Here is an 18141-nt window from a genome sequence, read left to right as displayed (position 1 = left end):
GTGGACGCGCCGGTGCTACGGACCTTCGTGGCGCAGGGATCGCGGGGGTGGGGTGGTGAGGGCGGCGAGGCCGGCCAGGCAGGCGAGGGTGGCGCAGAGGGCGATCGCGGGTCTGGGGCCGGAGGCGTGTGCGAGCCAGCCGAGGGCGTTGTTGCCGACCACCAGGGCGAGGCTCTGGACGAGTGCGAGGAGCGACTGGACGCGGGACAGGTGCGTGTCGGGGGCGCCCGCGAGGACCAGGGGGCCCAGGTGGCAGGCGAACACGCCCGAGCCGGTGCCGACGAGGACTGCCGCGGCGACGGCGGCGGCCGGGGCGGACGCCGGAACGGCCGCGAGCGCGGCGGCTCCCACCGCCGCGGACACCAGCCCCAGGCCCGCGCCCGCGCCGATCCGCCGCAGCGGTCCGCGACGGGCGGCCACCAGCGCGGCCAGGAGTACGCCGGCGCCCTGACCGGCGGCGACCAGGCCCGCCGTACCCGGCCCCCAGCCGTCGGACCGCGCCAGCAGCGGCGCGAGCAGGCCGACCACGGGGAGCACTCCGGCGGCGGCAACGGCCGTGAGGAGCAGCGCGGGACGCAGCACGGGATCGGCCGCGGCCAGCCGCACCCCGCCGGCGATCCCCGCGAACAGGCTTTCCGTACAAGGGACTTCCCGACCCGGAACGTCCCGACGCTGGTCTTCCCGGCCCAGGGCTTCCCGACCCGGAACGTCCCCGCCCGGGACTTCCCCGCCCGGGTCCTCCCGACGCGGCGACCGTCGCGCCTCGGCGGCCGGCCGCACCCACGCCATGACGGCGAGGACCGCCGCGAACGTGGCCGCGTCGACCAGCGCGGTGCCGCTCAGGCCCGCCACCGCGACCAGCACCGCCCCCAGCGGAGCCCCGAGCAGGGCGGCGACCTGGCCGCCGGCCTGCCGCACGGCCAGCGCCCGGGGCAGTTGCTCCTTGCCCACCAGGCGGCGCGGCATGGACCCCGTCGCGGGCAGATAGAACGCGTCCACCGTCCCGACGACCGCGGCGAACCCGAGCAGCATCGCCGGCGGCGCGCCCCACGCCCGGCCCGCCACGGCGAGAGCGAGTACGGCCGCGAGCATCACCACGTCCCCGGCGATCATCACCCGGCGCGCCCCGAAGCGGTCCCCGACCGCCCCGCCCACCAGCAGGAACACGGTCCGGGGCAGCGTGATCGCCGTCAGCACCAGCGCGGCCGTCCGGCCGCCGTGCGCACTGGCCGCCCACCCCAGGGCGAAGGCGAGAGCCGCGTCACCTGCCAGCGAGGCCCGGGTCCCCGCGAGCCAGAGCAGGTACGACCGGGGAAGCGCCGTCCGCGCGGGAGGGGGGACGACCGGGTCGGTGGTGTCGAGTGAGGCCATGGCCGCCGACCGTAGGGCCCTCAAGTCGGTCGAGGGCCAGTCCGCGCTTCGCACCACGCACCGCGGGGAGTTCGCCCGCGCGGGTACGGGCACGCACCCGCAACGCGGTCCGGACGGCGCGCACCGCCCGAACCGCGCCCCAACCACGCCCGCTACCTGCCGAGTTCGGCCGGTTCCGCGATCCGCGTCAGCTTCCGCGGGTTCCGCACCACGTAGATCCGGGTGATCCGCCCGTCCGCCACCACGAGGCTCACCGCGGCCGGCTCGCCGTCGAGCTCGATCCGGACCGCGGCCGCGCCGATGAGCCGCACCGTCGCCACACACACCTCACCGGGGTGGTGGGGGCCGTCGGCCCTCGCTCTCCGTCAGCGCTTGCGCGGCTGGTTGAAGCGCAGGAGGTTGCCGGCCGGGTCGCGGAAGGCGCAGTCGCGGACGCCGTACGGCTGGTCGACCGGCTCCTGGAGCACCTCGGCGCCCGCCGCGCGGATGCGCTCGAAGGTCGCGTCCACGTCGTCGGTGGCGAAGATCACGCCGCGCAGCATCCCCTTGGCGAGCAGTTCGGCCATCGCGTCCTTGTCGGCGGGCGAGGCGTTCGGGTTCGCGAGCGGCGGTTCGAGCACGATCTCCACGTCCGGCTGCGACGGCGAGCCGACCGTCACCCAGCGCATCCCCTCGAACCCGACGTCGTTGCGCACCTCGAGACCGAGCACATCGCGGTAGAACGCAAGCGCCTTGTCGTGGTCGTCGACGGCGATGAAGCACTGCGAAAGCCTGATGTCCATGGAAATCACGCTACGGGCGGGCGGCGGAATCCGCGCCTCCGCGCCCGCCCGGACCGTTGCGCACCGGCCGGGTGAGGATCTTGGCAACGCACGCCGGGATGGCCGCGCCCGGGTCATGGCTGCGGGCCCGGTACGCGCTCGGGCTCTCGCCGACCAGTTCGGTGAAGCGCGAGCTGAACGACCCCAGCGACGTACAGCCGACCGCGAAGCAGACGTCCGTCACGCTCAGGTCGCCCCGCCGCAGCAGCGCCTTGGCCCGTTCGATCCTGCGGGTCATCAGGTAGCTGTACGGGGTCTCGCCGAAGGCGGCGCGGAAGCTGCGGGAGAAGTGCCCGGGAGACATCAGCGCGACCCGCGCCAGCGCCGGCACGTCGAGGGGCTGTGCGTAGTCGCGGTCCATCGCGTCTCTGGCCTTGCGGAGCCGGACGAGGTCCTCGATCGTCACCCGGCCAGTCTACGGCCGGCCCGCGGACCCACCGGGTGCGCCGCCCGGGCCGGTGAGGAGGGCCTCGGCGTGCTTGCGGAAGGCGGTCACCAGCCGGCTGCGGTCGCCGGCGCGGGTGGCCAGCACCACGTGGCTCGGTTCGACGCCTTCGAGCGGGATCAAGGCCAGGTCGGGGCGGGGGCCGATCGTGCCGGAGCCGAGCGGCACGATCGCTACGGCCTGCCCGGCGGCGATCAGCTCGATCTTGTCCTCGACGGAGTCCACCACGGGACCGCCGGGCGCGGAGCTGCCGTCGGGGCGGGGGTCGATCCGCCAGAAGGCGTTCCAGGCGGGGTCGGCGACGCGGGGCATGGGTTCGTCGGCGACGTCGTCGAGGGTGACCGACTCCCGCCCGGCGAGGCGGTGGTCGTAGGGCACCAGCAGGACGCGCGGCTCGTCGTAGAGGACCGTCACGTGCAGCCGGCCGGTGGCGAACGGCAGCCGGGTGACCACCGCGTCCACCCGGTGGTCGCGCAGGGCCTCACCCGCTTCGTGCCAGAGCAGGTGGTGGGTGCGCACGTCGGCGTCCGGGTGCTTGCGACGCAGCTCGCGCACGGCCGGGGTGATGATGATGTTCGTGATGTAGCCGATGGTGATACGGCTGGGCTCGGCGGCGGCGCGGGCCCGCGCTGAAGCCTGGGCGGCGGAGCGCAGCAGCGCCCGCGCGAGCGGGAGGAAGACCTCGCCGGCCCCGGTGAGCCGGCTGCCCTGCGGGGTGCGGTCCAGCAGGCGGGCGCCGACCTGCTCCTCCAGGCGGCTGATCTGGCGGCTCAGCGAGGACTGGGTGAGGTGGAGGGCCGCGGCGGCCCGCCCGAAGTGCCGGTGCTCGGCGACGGCGGCGAAGGAGCGCACGAGCCGCAGGTCGAGGTCCTCGCGGGGCACGGGCGGGTCTGTCATGACTTCAGCGTAGCGGCCACACCTGGCCGCTTCACCGCTTGCCTACGGCCTGACCTGCGATGTTGCGAATATCGGGATGCGCATTCCGGAACATTCATTGGACCCGTGGCGCCGCTCGCCCGCAAGGTGGCAGCACGGGCCGGGCGCCACCGTACGGCCGTCCCGGGCACGTCGCGGACGGCCCGGCCCGTGGCAACGCGACCGGCACGAGCGGACAAGCGGAACGAGCGGAACGAGCCGACCATGAACGAGATCTGGATTCTGGGAGCGACCGGCCGGACCGGACGCGCGATCGCCGCGCTGCTGGCGGCGGGTGACGCCCCGCTGGTCCTGGTGGGACGCGATGCCGTGCGGCTGCGCGAGCTGGCCGGGACGATCGGCGGCACCTCGCGGACCGTGGTGATCGGCCCGGCCGCCGGAACCGAAGGGGCAGCCGGGCCCCATGGCACAGCCGATACCCATGGATCGGCTGATGCCAATGGCACAGCCGGCAACCGTGGTTCAGCCCGTACCAATGGCACAGGCGATGCCCGCCGGGGACGTACCAACGGTTCCGCCGCCACCGTCGCCGCGATCACCGCGCAGCTCGCGGCGGCCGCGCCCGCCGTGGTCGTCAACACAATCGGCCCGTTCACGGAGACGGCGCTGCCGATCGCCCGCGCGTGCCCGCCCGGCACCCACTACCTCGATCTCGCCAACGAACTCCTCGCGGTCACCGGGTTGCTCGGGTTGCACGACGAAGCCGCCGCCGACGGCCGCTGCCTGGTGACCGGCGCCGGGTTCGGCGTGCTCGCCACCGAGAGCGTCGTGCTGAAGCTGTGCGCGGGCCGGCCGGCGCCGGCGCGGGTGCGGGTCGACGCGCTGGCGGCGGTCGAGAACGAGCCCGGCGCGATCGGGGCCGCGCTGGCGGCGAGCATCGTCGACGCGATCTCGGTCGGCGGGCGCCGTTACGAGCGGGGGCGACTGGTGTCCGCCCGGCTCGGCGGCGACTTCGAGCGGTTCGCCCTGCCCGACGGTTCGGCGGCCCACAGCGCCGGCGGCCCGTCCGGCGAGCTGGAGGCGGCCCACCGGGCCAGCGGGGCGCCCTTCGTGGTCGCCGCGTCGGGCGCGATGCCGGCCGGGCGGGCGATCCGCGCGGTGCTGCCGGCGGCGGCCGTCCTGCTGGCGCGCCGCCCGCTCGGCAACGCGGTGAAGCGCCGCTTCGCCCGGGTCCAGGTCGGCCCCGGCGAACGGAACCGGGAGTTCTCCTGGGCGCGCGCCCTGGTCCAGGACGCCGACGGCGGCCACCGCGAAGGGTGGCTGCGGGCGGGCGACGGCATGTCGTTCACGGCCGGGGTGGCCTCGGAGGTCGCGAGCCGCCTCGCGCGGGGCGAAGGGAAGCCCGGCGCGTACACGCCCGGCGCGCTCTTCGGCCCCGAACTGGCCGAGGCGGCCGGCGGGACCTTCCTCCTCGACGAGGCGACGGTCTGAGCCGGTCTGAGCCGGTCTGAGCCGGTCCGCGGCGTGCTCGGCCCGCCGGTGGCCGCGGTCAGAAGGGTCAGACGGGTCAGAGGGGGAGGTCGGGAGCCGCCAACTCGGCGAGCAGCGGCGCCAGTCGGGCGGCCGAGGCAGCAGCCGCGGTCCGCGGTGCGGCGCGGGCGAGTTCGCCGCTCGCCGCGCTGACAGCCGCGCGCAGCGCGCGGTGGATCTCGGCGGCGTCGAGGGCGCGGACGAGGGTCGCGGCGAGCGGGTCGGTGACCTCGTCGGGCAGGAGGTGGGCGCCCTTGGCGTGGGCCGTGGGCAGCCCGAGGCGCAGGCAGGCGAGGGTGAGGAGGTGCTCGCGCATCGCGCCGATCCAGTGCTCGGCCTGCCACAGGCGGCCACGCGCCAGGCAGATCCGGACGTGCAGGGCGTGATGCCACAGCAGGCCCGTCAGCAGGTCGGGGTCCGGGTCCCGGTAGGGCCGCAGCGGCTGCGAAGTACCGAACAGCAGGCGCCAGTTGGGTCCGCGCGGGCCGAACTCGGCCTCGGGTGCGAAGGTGACGTCGGCCTCCAGCCAGCCGGGCAGCAGGAACGCCCGGACGGTGCCGGTGCCGACCGGCAGGTCCCAGTGGTGCAGGGCGCCGAGTTCGGCGGTGAGCCACCGCGTCCAGCGCGCCACCGTGTCCGCGACCTCCCCGCGTACGGACAGCACCAGGTCGGTGTCCGACCAGCGGTCGCCGGCGCCGACCGCGTACGAGCCCGTGAACGCGGCCCCCACCACGGCGGCATCGGCCTCCGCGCGCGCGACCAGCCGCTCTCGCAGGCGGTCCCGCTCCTCGACCGTGAACATCGCGCGGCTCCCTCCGGCAGCGGGTGAAGATCCTACGACGGCCCCGGCGCCCGGGCTTGATAACGTGCCGAACCATGCCCTTCGAGGACGAGTTGAAGCCGGTGCGGGTCGTGCCGTACCAGAGCACGTGGCGGGCGGACTTCGTGGAGCTGGCGCGGGTGCTGGGTGGGGCGCTGGGCGCGGAGGCGGTCGCGATCGACCATGTGGGCTCGACGTCCGTGCCGGGCCTGGCGGCGAAGGACTGCGTGGACGTGCAGGTGCGGGTGGGCGACGTGGACGAGGCACGGCTGGAGCCGCTGCTCGCCGCGATCGGCTTCCGGTGCCGGCCCGAGCCGTGGAACCGGACGGAGGTGTCGGGCGGGCGGGAGTGCCGCAAGCTCGTCTTCGCGCCGCCGCCCGGGGCGCGCTCCTGCAACGTGCACCTGCGGCGGGCCGACGGCCCCAACTCCCGCTTCGCGCTGCTCTTCCGCGACTACCTGCGCGCGGACGAGGCCGCCCGCGCGGGCTGGGGCGCGTTCAAGCGGCGGCTGGCCGCGAGCGTGCCCGACATCTTCGACTACGGCCAGATCAAGGCGACGGCCACGGAGGTGCTGATGGCCGGTGCCGAACGGTGGGCGGCTGACACGGGCTGGACGGTCGGCGGGGCACCGGGGAACGCCGCACCCTGATCCGTGCCGGCCGGTGCTCCCCCGCGCGGGCCGGTCCGGACGGCACAACCTCGTGCGACGCGTGCAACCGCGTACGGCCCGTACGGCCCGCGCGACGTCCGATTCCCGCCAGCACCGCCCCGCGCCCGTGACAAGACTGGCCGTATGACCACGCGAAACGCCCAGAACCACGCCGACGGCCGGACCGGCGGCCCCGCCGCCCAGCACACCCGGATCGAGCCCGGCATCCTCTACTTCGGCACCCCCGTGGTGCTGCTCTCCACCGAGAACGAGGACGGCAGCGCGAACCTCGCGCCGATGTCGTCCGCGTTCTGGCTCGGCTGGCGGGCGATGCTCGGGCTCGGCGCGAGGTCGCAGACCACGCTGAACCTGCTCAGGACCGGCGAATGCGTGCTGAACCTGCCGGACGACTCGCTCGCCGCGGCCGTGGACGCGCTCGCCCTGACCACCGGCCGCGACCCCGTGCCCGAGGGCAAGCAGAAGCGCGGATACCGCTTCCACAAGGAGAAGTTCGCCCGCGCCGGGCTCACCCCGGTCGACTCGGAAACCGTACGGCCGCCGCGCGCCGCGCAGTGCCCGGTGGCCATGGAGGCGGTGGTCGAGGCCACCCATCCGCTCGCCGACGACGACCCCCAACAGCGCGGCGGCATCGTGGTGTTCGAGGTGCGGGTGCAGCGAGTGCTCGTGCACGACGCGATCCGGATGCCCGGCACGCGCGACCGGATCGACCCCGACCGCTGGCGGCCGCTGCTGATGAGTTTCCAGGAACTGTACGGACTCGGCGGCCGGTTGCGGGAGTCCGCGCTGGCGAGCATCCCCGAGGACATGTACCGCGGGCCCGACATCGCCCGTTCGCACGCCGCCGGAGTGGCTGCTGGGCACTCTTGACACCCGCGGGCCGCCCGCCGACGCTGGGGCGGGGCGCGCCACCGCCGATCGAGCCGCGCCGCCAACTCCGTTGCACAGCACGCACAGCAGGCACAGCACGCAACGCACAGCAGGCAAGGCACCGCCCCCGCACGTGCAGGCACGGCTGTACGGCCGGACGGCGGGCGACGGCAGCGAAGGAGCGGTCATGCGCGGGCCAGACGCGTTTCCGACGGTGGCGGGTGTCGCCGCGGCGGCCCGGATGCTCACGCTGCGCCACCCGGACCTGTGCCGGATGCGGTTGGCCGGCGAGTCCCGGTCCGGGCGGCCCCTGTGGCTGCTGTCCGTCGGGCACCCGCGGGACAGCGGCCGGCACATCCTCGTGGTGGCCGGCGCGAACTGCGACGAGCAGGCGGGCGGCGGCACCGTGCTGTGGCTGGCCGAGCAGGCCGTCCACGACCGGCGACGGCTCAAGGAAGCCGGCCTGACCTGGGACTTCCTGCTCTGCCTCGACCCCGACGGCGCGCTCCTCAACGAGACGGGCCCGGCCGGTCCCCGCCCGCCCGCGGTGCACTTCCGGCACGCCTACCGCCCCGCCTCCTCCGAACGCCCTTACGCCGCCGCCTCGTTGCCCGCAGCCGCCGGCCGCCTCCCCGAGACGCTGGCGCTGTCCGCCCTCGTCGACGAGCTGCGGCCGGTGCTGCGCTGCTCGCTGCACGGCACCGACGTGGGGGGCGCCTGGGTCCGGCTCTCCGCCGAAGTGGCGGGGCTGGCCGAGCCGTTCGGGAAGATCGCCGCCGAACTCGACATCCCCGTGCAGACCGGCACGTACGAAGCGCTGTCCTCGCACGGCGCCGGGCCCGGTGTCTTCGTCCGGCCGGCGGGGCCGGGGCGGCAGTACGGACCGGAACTGCGGGTCGAGGTGCCGATGTGGGCGACCCGGCGGGTGGCCTACGCCGAGCCGCACCCGGACCCGGCGTACGCGCTGGCCGTGCTGGCGGCGCGGCTGCGGAACGAGGGGACCACCGGGGAGGAGGCGTTCGAGCAGGCGCTGGAACTGCTCGGGGACGCCGCGGACGGGCCGGTGCTGCGGGCCGCACGGCAGGCGGTCAACGGGTGGGCGGCGCTCGCGGAGGACTTCGACGCGATCGGGCGGGAGTCGCCGGTGCCGCTGACCATGGCGCACGTCGCCGCGTTCGACATCGCCGCGCGGCGGGCGCCGCTGCGGGCGGCGGGGACGCTGCTGCGGCTGCTCGACGAGGCGCGGCTGGACGAGGACCCGGACAGCCCGCCCGCCCGGCTGCGGGCCCGGCTGGAGCGGCGCCTCGACGCGGGTGCGGGGGACCTGATCGCGGCGATGGACGCGGTGTGGGTGCCGATCTCCGAGCAGATGGAATTGCAGGCGCGGACGGTGCTGGCCGCCGCCGCGGGGCTCGGGTGAGGCGGGTGAGGCGGCACGAGACGCCGTGGGAGTGCCGGTCCGCTTCCGGGCGCGAGGCGGTCTTGACAGGGGGACGAAGGGGTCGGAACCTTGGCGGGGCATCGGGCAAATCGGCGATTACCCCGTCAACTTCATCGTGGGGCCGTTGATTTGGACAGCGAGGAGATCCCGTGGCAACGACGACCGGCGGAGCGTGACTTCGGCGATGGCCGACGCCTATCCGAGTGTCGCGGGGGTGGTGGCGACGGCGGCGGCGTTCGCCGGTTTCCATCCCGGCCTGTGCGAGTTGCGGGCGGTCGGCCGATCGCGGGCCGGGCGCCCGCTGCACGTACTGACCGTGGGGCACGGACGGCGGAACGTCCTGGTGGTGGCGGGGCCGCACTCCGATGAGCGGGTGGGGGCGGCGACCGCGCTGCGGCTGGCCGAACGCGTCGCGCACGACCCGCTGCTGCACGCCGGCGCCGACGCGACCTGGCACCTGCTGCTGTGCCTGGACCCCGACGGCGCGGTGCGCCACGAAGCCGGGCCGCCGATACGCCGCACCCCCGCCGCGCACTTCCGGCACGCGTACCGCCCGCCGCCTGACGAGCAACCGGAGTGGGCCCCGTCGATCCGGCCGCCGGACGACCAACTCCCGGAGTCCCAGGTGCTGCTGGACCTGATCGACGAGCTGCGGCCGGTCCTCCAGTGCTCGCTGCACGGCAACGACCTCGGCGGCTGCTGGGTGCAGTTGACCCGCGACATACCCGGACTCGCCGAGCCGCTGGGCAAGTTGGCGGCCGAGCACGACGTGCCGGTGCAGACCGGCACCTATGACGCGCTGCGGTGGACGGTGTCGGGGCCCGGTGTCTACGTGCTGCCCGAGCCGGGCGCGCGGGCCAGGTCGGACCGGCTGCCGGCGGACGTCGACCGTTCGACCTGGACCCGGCCGCACCGCCACGGCGGGATGACCGCACTGTTCGAGGTGCCGATGTGGTCGGCCCGTACGGTCACCGACCCCGCTCCGCATCCGGAGGCGGCCGGCGAACTGGCCCGGCTGGGACGGCAGTTGCGGGCTCACGCGCGCCGGGTCGAGGTGCTGATCGCGGAGGTGCGGGCGGTGCTGCCGGCCACGGCCCCGGACCGCGCCCACCTGCTGCGGGTCGCGACGGAACTGGCCGCGGCCTGCCCGCAGGTCGCCGCGGAGTGGGAGCGCATGCCCCCGGACGCGGTCCCGCTGACCGCCGCGCACCTCGCGGCTCTCGACATCGCGGCCCGCAGGATTCCCCTGCGGGCCGCCGGCACGCTGCTACGGCTCCTCGACGGCCGCCCGGGCCCGGCCACCGCCGAGGTCAAGGTCGCATGCGAGCGCCAACTCGCCCGATGGGCAGACGAGTTGACCCTCGGCCACGACCCGGTCTGGGTGCCGGTCGACGAGCAGGTGCGGGTCCAGTCCGAGGCGGTGCTGGCGGCCTTCCGGCTGGCCGTGGCCCACGGGTGACGTCGACCGGGCACCGTCCCGACGCCAGGCGGTGACCTGGCAGACCATGACCGCTCAGGCGGTGACCTGGCAGACCGTGACCGCTCAGACGGTGACCCCTCAGACCGTGACCGCTCCGAGCTCCGCCGCCACCAGCTCCGCGAGCTGCACCGCGTTGAGCGCGGCGCCCTTGCGCAGGTTGTCGTTGGAGACGAACAGCGCGAGGCCGTTCTCGACCGTCTCGTCCTGCCGGATGCGGCCCACGTAGGAGGGGTCGGCGCCCGCGGCCTGCAACGGGGTGGGGATCTCCGAGATCTCCACCCCGGGCGCGGCGGCGAGCAGTTCGTACGCCCGCGCGACGCTGATCGGGCGGGCGAAGCGGGCGTTGATCTGCAGCGAGTGGCCGGAGAAGACCGGGACCCGTACGCAGGTGCCGGACACCTTCAGCTCGGGGATCTCCAGGATCTTGCGGGACTCGTGGCGCAGCTTCTGCTCCTCGTCGGTCTCGAAGCTGCCGTCGTCCACCAGGTTCCCGGCGAGCGGCACCACGTTGTAGGCGATGGGCCGCTGGTAGACCGCCGGGGCGGGGAACTCGACGGCCGACCCGTCGAAGGTGAGGCCGTCGGCCTGCTCGGTGACCTTCACCGCCTGGCCGTGCAGTTCGGCCACGCCGGCCAGGCCCGAGCCGGAGACGGCCTGGTAGGTGGCGACGACCAGCGCGACCAGCCCGGCCTCCTCGTGCAGCGGGCGCATCACCGGCATGAAGGCCATCGTGGTGCAGTTCGGGTTGGCGATGATGCCCTTCGGGCGGGTCGCGATCGCGTGCGGATTGACCTCGGAGACCACCAGCGGGACGTCCGGGTCGCGTCGCCACGCGGAGGAGTTGTCGATCACGACGGCGCCCTGTGCGGCGACCTTCTCCGCCAGCGCGCGGGAGGTGCCGCCGCCCGCGGAGAAGATGACGATGTCCAGACCGGAGTAGTCGGCACTCGCCGCGTCCTCGACGGTGACGGTGGCGCCGTCCGGGCCGCCCTCCCACGGAAGGGTGCGGCCCGCCGAACGGGCCGAGGCGAAGAGGCGGAGCTGCGTGACGGGGAACTTCCGCTCGGCCAGCACCTTGCGGACGACCCCGCCGACCTGTCCGGTCGCTCCGACGATTCCGATCCTCATTGCGGTATCTCTCCGATCATGCCTGTCTGGGGGTGCCCGTCCGTTTCGAGTATCCCCCGGCCCGGGCGTGGGGCGCCGCGCGATTTCACGGGGCGAGACGGCCGGGGCCGGCGGCGGCCGCGACTCCGGCTTCCCGCGGGGCGCCCTCCACCGCCGCGAGGGCCGTGAGCACCGCGGCCACCGCCGACGGGCTCGCCGGGAGCAGCGGCAGCCGTACGTCCGGGGTCGGGATGCGGCCCTGCGCGTGCAGGACGGCCTTCACCACGGCCGGGTTCGGCTCGCTGAAGACGGCGGCGGCCAGCGCCGACAGCCCGCGCCCGCCGGACACGTCACCGGCGCCGGGGCCCGCCGCCGCGAGCGCCGCCCACTCCCGGGTCGCCAGGTGCGCCGAGGCCAGGATGGCGCCATGGGCCCCGAGCGCCAGCAGCGCGGGGGCGAAGACGTCGTCGCCGGCCAGCACCTCGAAGCCCTCGGGCGCCGACCGGAGAAGCGCGACGGTCTCCGCGGTGACCTCGCCCGCCGCGTACTTCACGCCCGCCACCCCGGGGATCGCCGCGAGGGCGACGAGGGTGGCGGCGGAGAGCGGCTGCCCGGTGCGGTAGGGGACGTGGTAGATCAGCACCGGCACCGGGCTCGCGGCGGCGACCTCGCGGAAGTGGGCGAGCACCCCGGCCTCGCCCGGCCGGGTGAAGGAGGGGACGGTGACGAGCGCGGCGTCGGGCGCCTCGGGCAGCCCGGCGAGGGCGGCCACCTCGCGGGCGGCACGCCGGGTGGAGCCGGCACCGCCCACCCCCACAGTGAAGCGGGCGCCGTGCGCGCGGCAGATCCGGCCGACGGCGGCGGTGACCGCGGCCCGCTCGTCCGGTTCGAGCGCGGCGGCCTCCGCGGTGGTGCCGAGGGCGACCAGCCCGCCGGCCCCCGCCTCCAGCAGATCGTGGCCGAGGCGCTCCAGCGCGGCGAGGTCGACCCGGCCGTCCGGCCCGAACGGCGTGATCAGCGGTACGTGGATCATGTCTGCGAGTCTGCGCCGCCGGTCGTCGCAAGGTCCAGTTAAATGTCGTGCACGGAACTCTTAAGCAGCTCTACGCTTCCGGCCATGTATGAGATCTCCGCCGATCCGGCCCGCCTCGACGTCCCCCGCATCCACCAGTGGCTGTCCGTCGACTCGTATTGGGCGAAGGGACGTTCCCTCGACAAGCAGCAGGCCGCGATGGCCGGCTCCCTCAACTTCGGGGCGTACCACGAGACCACCGGCGAGCAGCACGGATACGCCCGCGTCGTCACCGACCTCGCCACGTTCGCCTGGCTCTGCGACGTGTTCGTCGACCCAGCCGCCCGCGGCAACGGCCTCGGCACCGCCCTGGTCGCCGCCGTCCGCGACCACCTCGCGCCGTACGACATACGCCGCGTCATGCTGGCGACCGCCGACGCGCACGGCGTCTACGCGAAGCTCGGCTTCGAACCGCTCGCCGACCCGTCGAAGTGGATGTCCCTCGGCCGCCAGTAGCCCACCGCCAGTAGCCCGCCGGCACCAGCCCGCCGGCAGCCGCGCCGCGACGCCCAGGCCGCCGGCGCGGCGCCGCCGGCGGGTCGGAAGGTTCCGCGCCAGGCGGTCAGAAGACGTCCGGGCACCAGGGGCGGCGCGCGGTGCGGAAGAGGGTGTCCGCGACTCGGGCCGCCTGCGCGCGGTGCTCGGTGATCCGGCCGAGCACGGCCAGCCGGACCGCGGACTCGTCGCCGAGGTACAGGCAGCCGAGGTCGGCGGCCGACAGCGACAGGTCGGCCGGCGCCGTCGAGGGGGTGCAGGAGGCGGCCCCCTTGTCGTCGGTCTCCAGCAGGAAGCGGCCGGCGGCGGGGCCCGCCACGGTCCGGTCGCCGTCGCGCACCTCGTCGTGGACCTGGAGGACCAGGCCGGTGGCGGCGCCCTCGTAGCGGCGGGCGGTGAGCGCGGCCGGGGTGTCCAGCACCCGCAGCCACATGAAGTCGGCGTACGCCTCGGGGCGGGCCGCGCGCGGGTCGCCCAGCAGCAGCGGCATGATGTCGTCGGGCGCGCGGTACCCGGACGTGATCCGGGTGATCCAGTCCATCGAGAACAGGAACCGCCACAGCGCCTGCTCGGCGGCCGGGGTGGCCGCGATCAGGTCCCCGACCGTGAGCTCCGCCCGCGGCAGCTTCCCCGGCCAGTGATGGTCCTGCACGTCCCAGAGGACGAACCCGTCGACCTCGCCGTCCGGGCCGCGGTAGAGCGCGCAGTACCGCTCCTTCCACTCCGGCAGCCGCACCTCGCCGGTGGTCCGCCGCCACCACAGCGGCGGCCGGTCGATCGCGCCCGGGGTGGCCGCCCTGACCCGGTCGTGCAGCGCGGGACCGGCTTCGCCCAACTCCGCCAGGGTGGCCATGTCCACCCGGCCGCCGTCGTCCGGCCCGGCGTAGCGGTGATCGAGCGCGGCCCGCGCCACATCGACCTCCCAGTTCGTCACCCAGGTCGCCGGGCCGAAGCCGAACCGGCCGTAGATCGGGTACTCGGCGGCGATCAGGATCGACACCGCGTCCCCGCGCTCCTTGGCGTCGGCGATGTCCGCGGCCATCATCCGCCCGGCCAGCCCGCGCCGGCGGTGGGTGGCGGTCACCGAGACGTTGGTGACCGCCGACGCGGGCACCGCCGCGCCGCCCGGCACCGTCAGCTCCCGGGGCATGCTGCGGAAGGTCGCCACGCAGCGGCCCCGGTCGAACGCCCCCCGGGACCGGCTCAGGTCGATCAGCGAGCGGCGGGTCGCCACCACCTCCGCGTCGACCGACGGCCCGAGGTGGAAGCCCGCGTACTGCGCCCGCACCCAGTCGGCGACATCGGACTCTTCGAGGGTGCGGATCTCAGCAGTCATGCCCGGCACCATATGCGCGCCGCTCCGCGCCCCGCACACGAATATCCGCCCGGACGGGCCGGCCTGCACCGGCGCGGACCGGCAGGCCCCGGACCGACCCGTGCGGACCGGCAGGCCCCGGACCGGCAGGCCCCGGACCGTACCGGCGCGGACCGCCCGGGCGCCGGTACGTCAGCCCTCCGCCAGCAGGTCCTCCACATGCGCCTCGCCCGCCCGATAGCGCCGGGTGATCTCCGCCGAGCAGCCGTCCACGGTCTGCTGAAGCGTGTGGCGGCGGCGCGAGACCTGCTGCTCGTGACCGGCCAACCGGGCCATCGCCGCGTGCAGTTCGGGGTCGGTACGGGCGTCGAGGTCGGACAGCTCCACCTCGGAGAGCATCTCCTCGGCGAGCAGCCGCACCCGCTCGGTCAACGGCGTGCCGAGCGTGACGTGCCGTGCGGAGGAGCGCACCCGCGACGGCCCGTCGGCCAGGATCTCCGAGAGCCGGTCCACCACGGGCCCGCCCGCGCCGGCCACCCCGCCGGCGGCCGCTCTGCCCTCGGCCGACCTGCCCCCGGCGGAGCCGCCACCGCCCGCGGCGCCCTCCTCCGCGTCCGCGGCAGGCGCCTCCGGGCCGCCGCGCCGGGCCAGTTCGGCACGCAGGATGTCGATCCGCCCGTGCAGCATCCGCCGCAGGTACGACAGGTCCGCCTCCTCCCGCTGCGCCTCACGGCGCAGGGTGCGCAGCGCCGCCAGGTCCATCCCGCCCAGGTCGGGCGCGGGCGGATCGGCGAGCGGACCGCGCGGTGCGGGCGGTCGCAGTGGGCCGGTAGCGTCGGCCTTCAGCATGGGTTGGCCCTTCCTGCTGTGCGATGCGCCGCGGACGCGGCGGCCCTCGATACTGCGGAGCCGGGTGCCACGGACAGCGCCCGTCGCGCGGTGCCGGATGTCTCTCCGGCGCCGGATCTGGTCATACCTTTCGTCCCCTCCGGGCGTGCCACACGCCCCTCCCGGCTTTGATGCTGCCATCTGCCGCTGGCACCCCGCAGCGACTCTGCACCCGAACGGCCGTCACAACAGTTGTGCGACCCCGCCGACCGGGCGTACGCCGCCGCCTCGTCGGGTGGCTCTCACCCGTGTGGGGTACGGCCGCCGCGACCCGCGACAATGGGGGCATGCGAGCGGTGGCCCAACGGGTGAGCGAAGCGAAGGTCGTCGTCGACGGGGAGACCGTCGGCGCCATCCAGGGACCGGGACTGTGCGTCCTGGTCGGTGTGACGCACGACGACACGAAGGAGAAGGCGGCGGCACTCGCCCGCAAGCTGTGGAGCCTGCGGATTCTGCCCGAGGAGCGGTCCTGCTCCGACGTCGACGGGCCGCTGCTCGTGGTGAGCCAGTTCACGCTTTACGGTGACGCCCGGAAGGGGCGCCGGCCCACCTGGAACGCGGCCGCGCCCGGCGCCGTCGCCGAGCCCCTCGTCGACGAGGTGGTCGCGCAACTGCGCGGGCTCGGCGCGACCGTCGCCACCGGGGTCTTCGGCGCCGACATGAAGCTCTCCCTCACCAACGACGGGCCCTTCACGGTCGTCCTCGACCTCTGACCGTCCGCCCGGAGATCCACGGCCCGCCCCCGGACCTCGCGGTGCGCGGGCGGGCCGTGGACCGCACTGCCGGCGCGGCTACGGCGCGACCACCGTCTCCTGGGCCGCCGCGGTGTTCTCGTCGGCGATCAGCGTCGCGTGCTCCGGGGTGTTCCGCTTGACCAGGGCGAGGGCGATGGGGCCCAGCTCCCAGTGCCGGGCGGAAGAGGTGACGAAGCCGATCGCGCGGCCCTCGGCGGGGTCGGCGCCTTCGACGGCCACGCGCACGGGAGCGCCGTGGGCCGGCAGCCGCACCTCGCTGCCGTCGAGGTGGAGGAAGACGAGGCGGCGCGGCGGCCGCCCCAGGTTGTGCACGCGGGCGACGGTCTCCTGGCCCCGGTAGCACCCCTTCTGCAGGTGCACCGCGCTCTCCAGCCACCCCAGCTCGTGCGGGATCGTACGGTGATCGGTCTCCAGGCCCACCCGCGGCCGGTGCGCCTCGATCCGCAGCGCCTCGTGGGCGAGCACGCCGGCCGGGGGACCCGCCGTGGCCGTGAAGCCCTCCAGCTTGTCGCGCGGCACGAACACGTCGCGGCCGTACGGCGTCTCGCGCACCGCCCACTCGGTGGGCACCTGGGCGATCGAACCGGCCGGCAGGTACACCACCGCGTACTGGTCGGCGGCGTCGGCGACGTCGACCCGGTAGAAGAACTTCATGCTCTCCAGGTAGGCGATCAGCGCCTCCTGGCTGCCGGGTTCGACGTGCATCCAGGTGGTGGTGCCGTCGTCGACCAGGTACAGGGCGTGCTCGATGTGGCCGTGCGCGGACAGGATCAGCGCCTCGGTGGCCTGGTGCGGCGGGAGCTGCTCGACGTGCTGGGTGAGCAGCAGGTGCAGCCAGGAGAGCCGGTCCGCCCCGCTGACGGTGACGACTCCGCGGTGCGACAGGTCCACGAAACCGGTGCCGTCCGCGAGCGCGCGCTGCTCGCGGAAGAGGTCGCCGTAGTGGGCGGCGACGCCTTCGTCAGGGCCTTCTGCGGGGACGGCGCCGGGCAGCGACAGCAAAGGGCTCTTGTTCATGCGGTCAAGCGTACGGCGCTAGCTTTCCCGCGCGGCCTTGCGGGCGCAGTCCCGGCAGCGGCCGAAGATCGCGAAGTGCTTCATGTCCGTCTCGAAGCCGAACTCCGCGCGCAGCCCGTCCTTGAGCGGGGCCGCGAAGCTCACGTCGGCCTCGGTCACCCGGTCGCAGTCCCGGCAGACCAGGTGCATGTGGTCGTACCGGTCGGCGAGGTGGTACGTGGGGGCGCCGTGGCCGAGGTGGGCGTGGTTGACCAGGCCCAGTTCCTCCAGCAGCTCCAGGGTCCGGTAGACCGTGGAGATGTTGATCCCGGAGGCGGTCTTGCGCACCTCGCACAGGATGCCGTCGGGCGTCGCGTGGTCGAGGGCGTCGACGGCCTCCAGCACAAGCTCGCGCTGCGGGGTCAGCCGGTACCCGCGCTGCCGCAGATCGCTCTTCCAGTCAGTGCTCGCCACAGGGCCAGTGTAGGTACGCCTACTTGAAGAAGGCGATTCCGTCGTCGGGGAGGTCCTTCACATCGGCGGCCCACTCCTTGGGGTCCACCACCTTCTTCAGGTGCGCCGACATGTACGCGCGCAGCGGCACCTCGGGGGTGGCCTTCTCGCCGACCCACATCAGGTCGCTGTTGACGTACCCGTAGAGCCGCTTGCCGCCGCTGTACGCGGGGGCGACCGGCAGCCGCGCCACCGCGTCCGTGACCAGGTCGATCTGCGGCTTGCCGTCGGCCAGCTCGCCGGTCCAGATCTCGACCACGCCCTCGTCGCGGGTGGTGGTCACGTCCACCTTGCGCTCGGCGTCGATCCGCCAGTAGCCGGTCTCGGACTCCAGCGGCCTGACCTTGCGGCCCTCCTCGTCCAGCACCCAGGTGTGCGAGGTGTACTCCAGGAACGGCCGGCCGTCGTGGGTGAAGGCGACCTCCTGCCCGAAGTTGCACTTCTCGGCGCCGGGGAAGTCGTGCACGCCCGCCCCGGTCCAGCGCCCCAGCAGGAAGGCGAGCGGGACCAGTGTCGGGTGCAGGTCGGAGGGGATCTCGATCATGTCAGCGCTGGCCCTGGTACAGCTTCTTCACCGCGTAGAGCGCGAACGCGGCGACGCCCAGGCAGACCAGGACGAGCAGGGCGTCGAAGTAGTACTGGATTTCCACGGAGGGGCTCCTCGGGCGGCAGACGGTG

Annotated in this window: 19 protein-coding genes and 1 pseudogene; 7 read left to right on the top strand and 13 right to left on the bottom strand. The window is 74.8% G+C overall.

Annotation, left to right across the window (positions count from 1 at the left end; all coding sequences use genetic code 11):
• Positions 1-15: 15 nt before the first annotated feature.
• From ACIPAE_RS33655 to ACIPAE_RS33635, 5 genes and pseudogenes are all read right to left on the bottom strand, one after another.
• Positions 16-1371 carry an MFS transporter gene (locus ACIPAE_RS33655; protein ID WP_402450496.1) on the bottom strand — a complete coding sequence of 452 codons (1356 nt, stop codon included), beginning with the start codon at positions 1369-1371 and terminating at the stop codon, positions 16-18.
• Between the two features lie 152 nt (positions 1372-1523).
• Positions 1524-1685: pseudogene (locus tag ACIPAE_RS33650) on the bottom strand (RNA polymerase subunit sigma-24); the annotation flags it as partial.
• Between the two features lie 51 nt (positions 1686-1736).
• Positions 1737-2153, bottom strand: a complete 417-nt coding sequence (locus ACIPAE_RS33645; protein WP_328467554.1) for a VOC family protein — start codon at positions 2151-2153, stop codon at positions 1737-1739.
• Between the two features lie 10 nt (positions 2154-2163).
• Complete coding sequence (locus ACIPAE_RS33640) at positions 2164-2598, bottom strand: helix-turn-helix transcriptional regulator (protein WP_402450493.1); 435 nt, start codon at positions 2596-2598, stop codon at positions 2164-2166.
• Between the two features lie 9 nt (positions 2599-2607).
• Complete coding sequence (locus tag ACIPAE_RS33635; RefSeq protein WP_402450490.1) at positions 2608-3534, bottom strand: LysR family transcriptional regulator; 927 nt, start codon at positions 3532-3534, stop codon at positions 2608-2610.
• 243 nt (positions 3535-3777) lie between these two features.
• Between ACIPAE_RS33635 and ACIPAE_RS33630 the strand changes: the two genes are divergently transcribed.
• Positions 3778-5004, top strand: a complete 1227-nt coding sequence (locus ACIPAE_RS33630; RefSeq protein WP_402450487.1) for a hypothetical protein — start codon at positions 3778-3780, stop codon at positions 5002-5004.
• Between the two features lie 76 nt (positions 5005-5080).
• Here ACIPAE_RS33630 and ACIPAE_RS33625 read toward each other — a convergent pair whose 3' ends face one another.
• On the bottom strand, positions 5081-5845 hold the full coding sequence (locus ACIPAE_RS33625; protein WP_402450485.1) for a hypothetical protein: 765 nt from the start codon (positions 5843-5845) through the stop codon (positions 5081-5083).
• Between the two features lie 74 nt (positions 5846-5919).
• Between ACIPAE_RS33625 and ACIPAE_RS33620 the strand changes: the two genes are divergently transcribed.
• The 4 genes from ACIPAE_RS33620 to ACIPAE_RS33605 all read left to right on the top strand — a co-directional run bounded on the left by ACIPAE_RS33620 (position 5920) and on the right by ACIPAE_RS33605 (position 10301).
• A complete protein-coding gene (locus ACIPAE_RS33620; RefSeq protein ID WP_402450484.1) occupies positions 5920-6513 on the top strand; it encodes a GrpB family protein in 594 nt (197 codons plus the stop codon).
• Positions 6514-6657: 144 nt separating this feature from the next.
• Complete coding sequence (locus ACIPAE_RS33615; protein WP_329366215.1) at positions 6658-7401, top strand: flavin reductase family protein; 744 nt, start codon at positions 6658-6660, stop codon at positions 7399-7401.
• Positions 7402-7588: 187 nt separating this feature from the next.
• Positions 7589-8821 carry a M14 family zinc carboxypeptidase gene (locus tag ACIPAE_RS33610; protein WP_329366217.1) on the top strand — a complete coding sequence of 411 codons (1233 nt, stop codon included), beginning with the start codon at positions 7589-7591 and terminating at the stop codon, positions 8819-8821.
• 193 nt (positions 8822-9014) lie between these two features.
• The gene (locus ACIPAE_RS33605) at positions 9015-10301 is read left to right on the top strand and encodes a M14 family zinc carboxypeptidase (RefSeq protein WP_402450482.1); all 1287 of its coding nucleotides are present in this window, start codon (positions 9015-9017) and stop codon (positions 10299-10301) included.
• A gap of 99 nt (positions 10302-10400) precedes the next feature.
• Here ACIPAE_RS33605 and ACIPAE_RS33600 read toward each other — a convergent pair whose 3' ends face one another.
• Both ACIPAE_RS33600 and ACIPAE_RS33595 read right to left on the bottom strand, forming a co-directional pair.
• Positions 10401-11450: an aspartate-semialdehyde dehydrogenase gene (locus ACIPAE_RS33600; protein ID WP_402450481.1), complete on the bottom strand. Its 1050-nt coding sequence runs from the start codon at positions 11448-11450 to the stop codon at positions 10401-10403.
• A gap of 85 nt (positions 11451-11535) precedes the next feature.
• Entirely contained in the window at positions 11536-12462 is a 927-nt protein-coding gene (locus ACIPAE_RS33595) for a dihydrodipicolinate synthase family protein (protein WP_402450480.1), read from the bottom strand.
• 84 nt (positions 12463-12546) lie between these two features.
• On the opposite strand from ACIPAE_RS33595, the gene ACIPAE_RS33590 reads away from it, so the two are divergent.
• Positions 12547-12957 (top strand): GNAT family N-acetyltransferase, encoded by a 411-nt coding sequence (locus tag ACIPAE_RS33590; RefSeq protein ID WP_329366224.1) that lies wholly within the window; start codon positions 12547-12549, stop codon positions 12955-12957.
• A gap of 106 nt (positions 12958-13063) precedes the next feature.
• On the opposite strand, the gene ACIPAE_RS33585 is transcribed toward ACIPAE_RS33590, so the two are convergent.
• Together ACIPAE_RS33585 and ACIPAE_RS33580 are read right to left on the bottom strand one after the other, a co-directional pair.
• Complete coding sequence (locus tag ACIPAE_RS33585) at positions 13064-14332, bottom strand: GNAT family N-acetyltransferase (protein WP_402450479.1); 1269 nt, start codon at positions 14330-14332, stop codon at positions 13064-13066.
• A 171-nt stretch (positions 14333-14503) separates the two neighbouring features.
• Positions 14504-15160: an ABC transporter permease gene (locus ACIPAE_RS33580; protein WP_402450478.1), complete on the bottom strand. Its 657-nt coding sequence runs from the start codon at positions 15158-15160 to the stop codon at positions 14504-14506.
• Positions 15161-15486: 326 nt separating this feature from the next.
• Here ACIPAE_RS33580 and dtd point away from each other — a divergent pair, with 326 nt between their 5' ends.
• On the top strand, positions 15487-15912 hold the full coding sequence (gene dtd / locus ACIPAE_RS33575; protein ID WP_328467526.1) for a D-aminoacyl-tRNA deacylase: 426 nt from the start codon (positions 15487-15489) through the stop codon (positions 15910-15912).
• Positions 15913-15990: 78 nt separating this feature from the next.
• Here dtd and ACIPAE_RS33570 read toward each other — a convergent pair whose 3' ends face one another.
• Genes ACIPAE_RS33570 through ACIPAE_RS33560 form a run of 3 tightly spaced genes read right to left on the bottom strand, consistent with a single transcriptional unit; the run spans position 15991 to position 18007 of the window.
• The gene (locus ACIPAE_RS33570) at positions 15991-16971 is read right to left on the bottom strand and encodes a folate-binding protein (protein WP_329366231.1); all 981 of its coding nucleotides are present in this window, start codon (positions 16969-16971) and stop codon (positions 15991-15993) included.
• Positions 16972-16989: 18 nt separating this feature from the next.
• Entirely contained in the window at positions 16990-17424 is a 435-nt protein-coding gene (locus ACIPAE_RS33565) for a Fur family transcriptional regulator (protein ID WP_402450477.1), read from the bottom strand.
• Between the two features lie 19 nt (positions 17425-17443).
• The gene (locus ACIPAE_RS33560; RefSeq protein WP_328467519.1) at positions 17444-18007 is read right to left on the bottom strand and encodes an FABP family protein; all 564 of its coding nucleotides are present in this window, start codon (positions 18005-18007) and stop codon (positions 17444-17446) included.
• Positions 18008-18141: the final 134 nt, after the last annotated feature.

It is taken from the genome of Streptomyces sp. NPDC087270 (assembly GCF_044744625.1).
Lineage (GTDB): Bacteria > Actinomycetota > Actinomycetes > Streptomycetales > Streptomycetaceae > Actinacidiphila.
The sequence above is the reverse complement of the archived record's forward strand: the minus strand, read 5'-3'. Positions and strand labels throughout refer to the sequence as shown.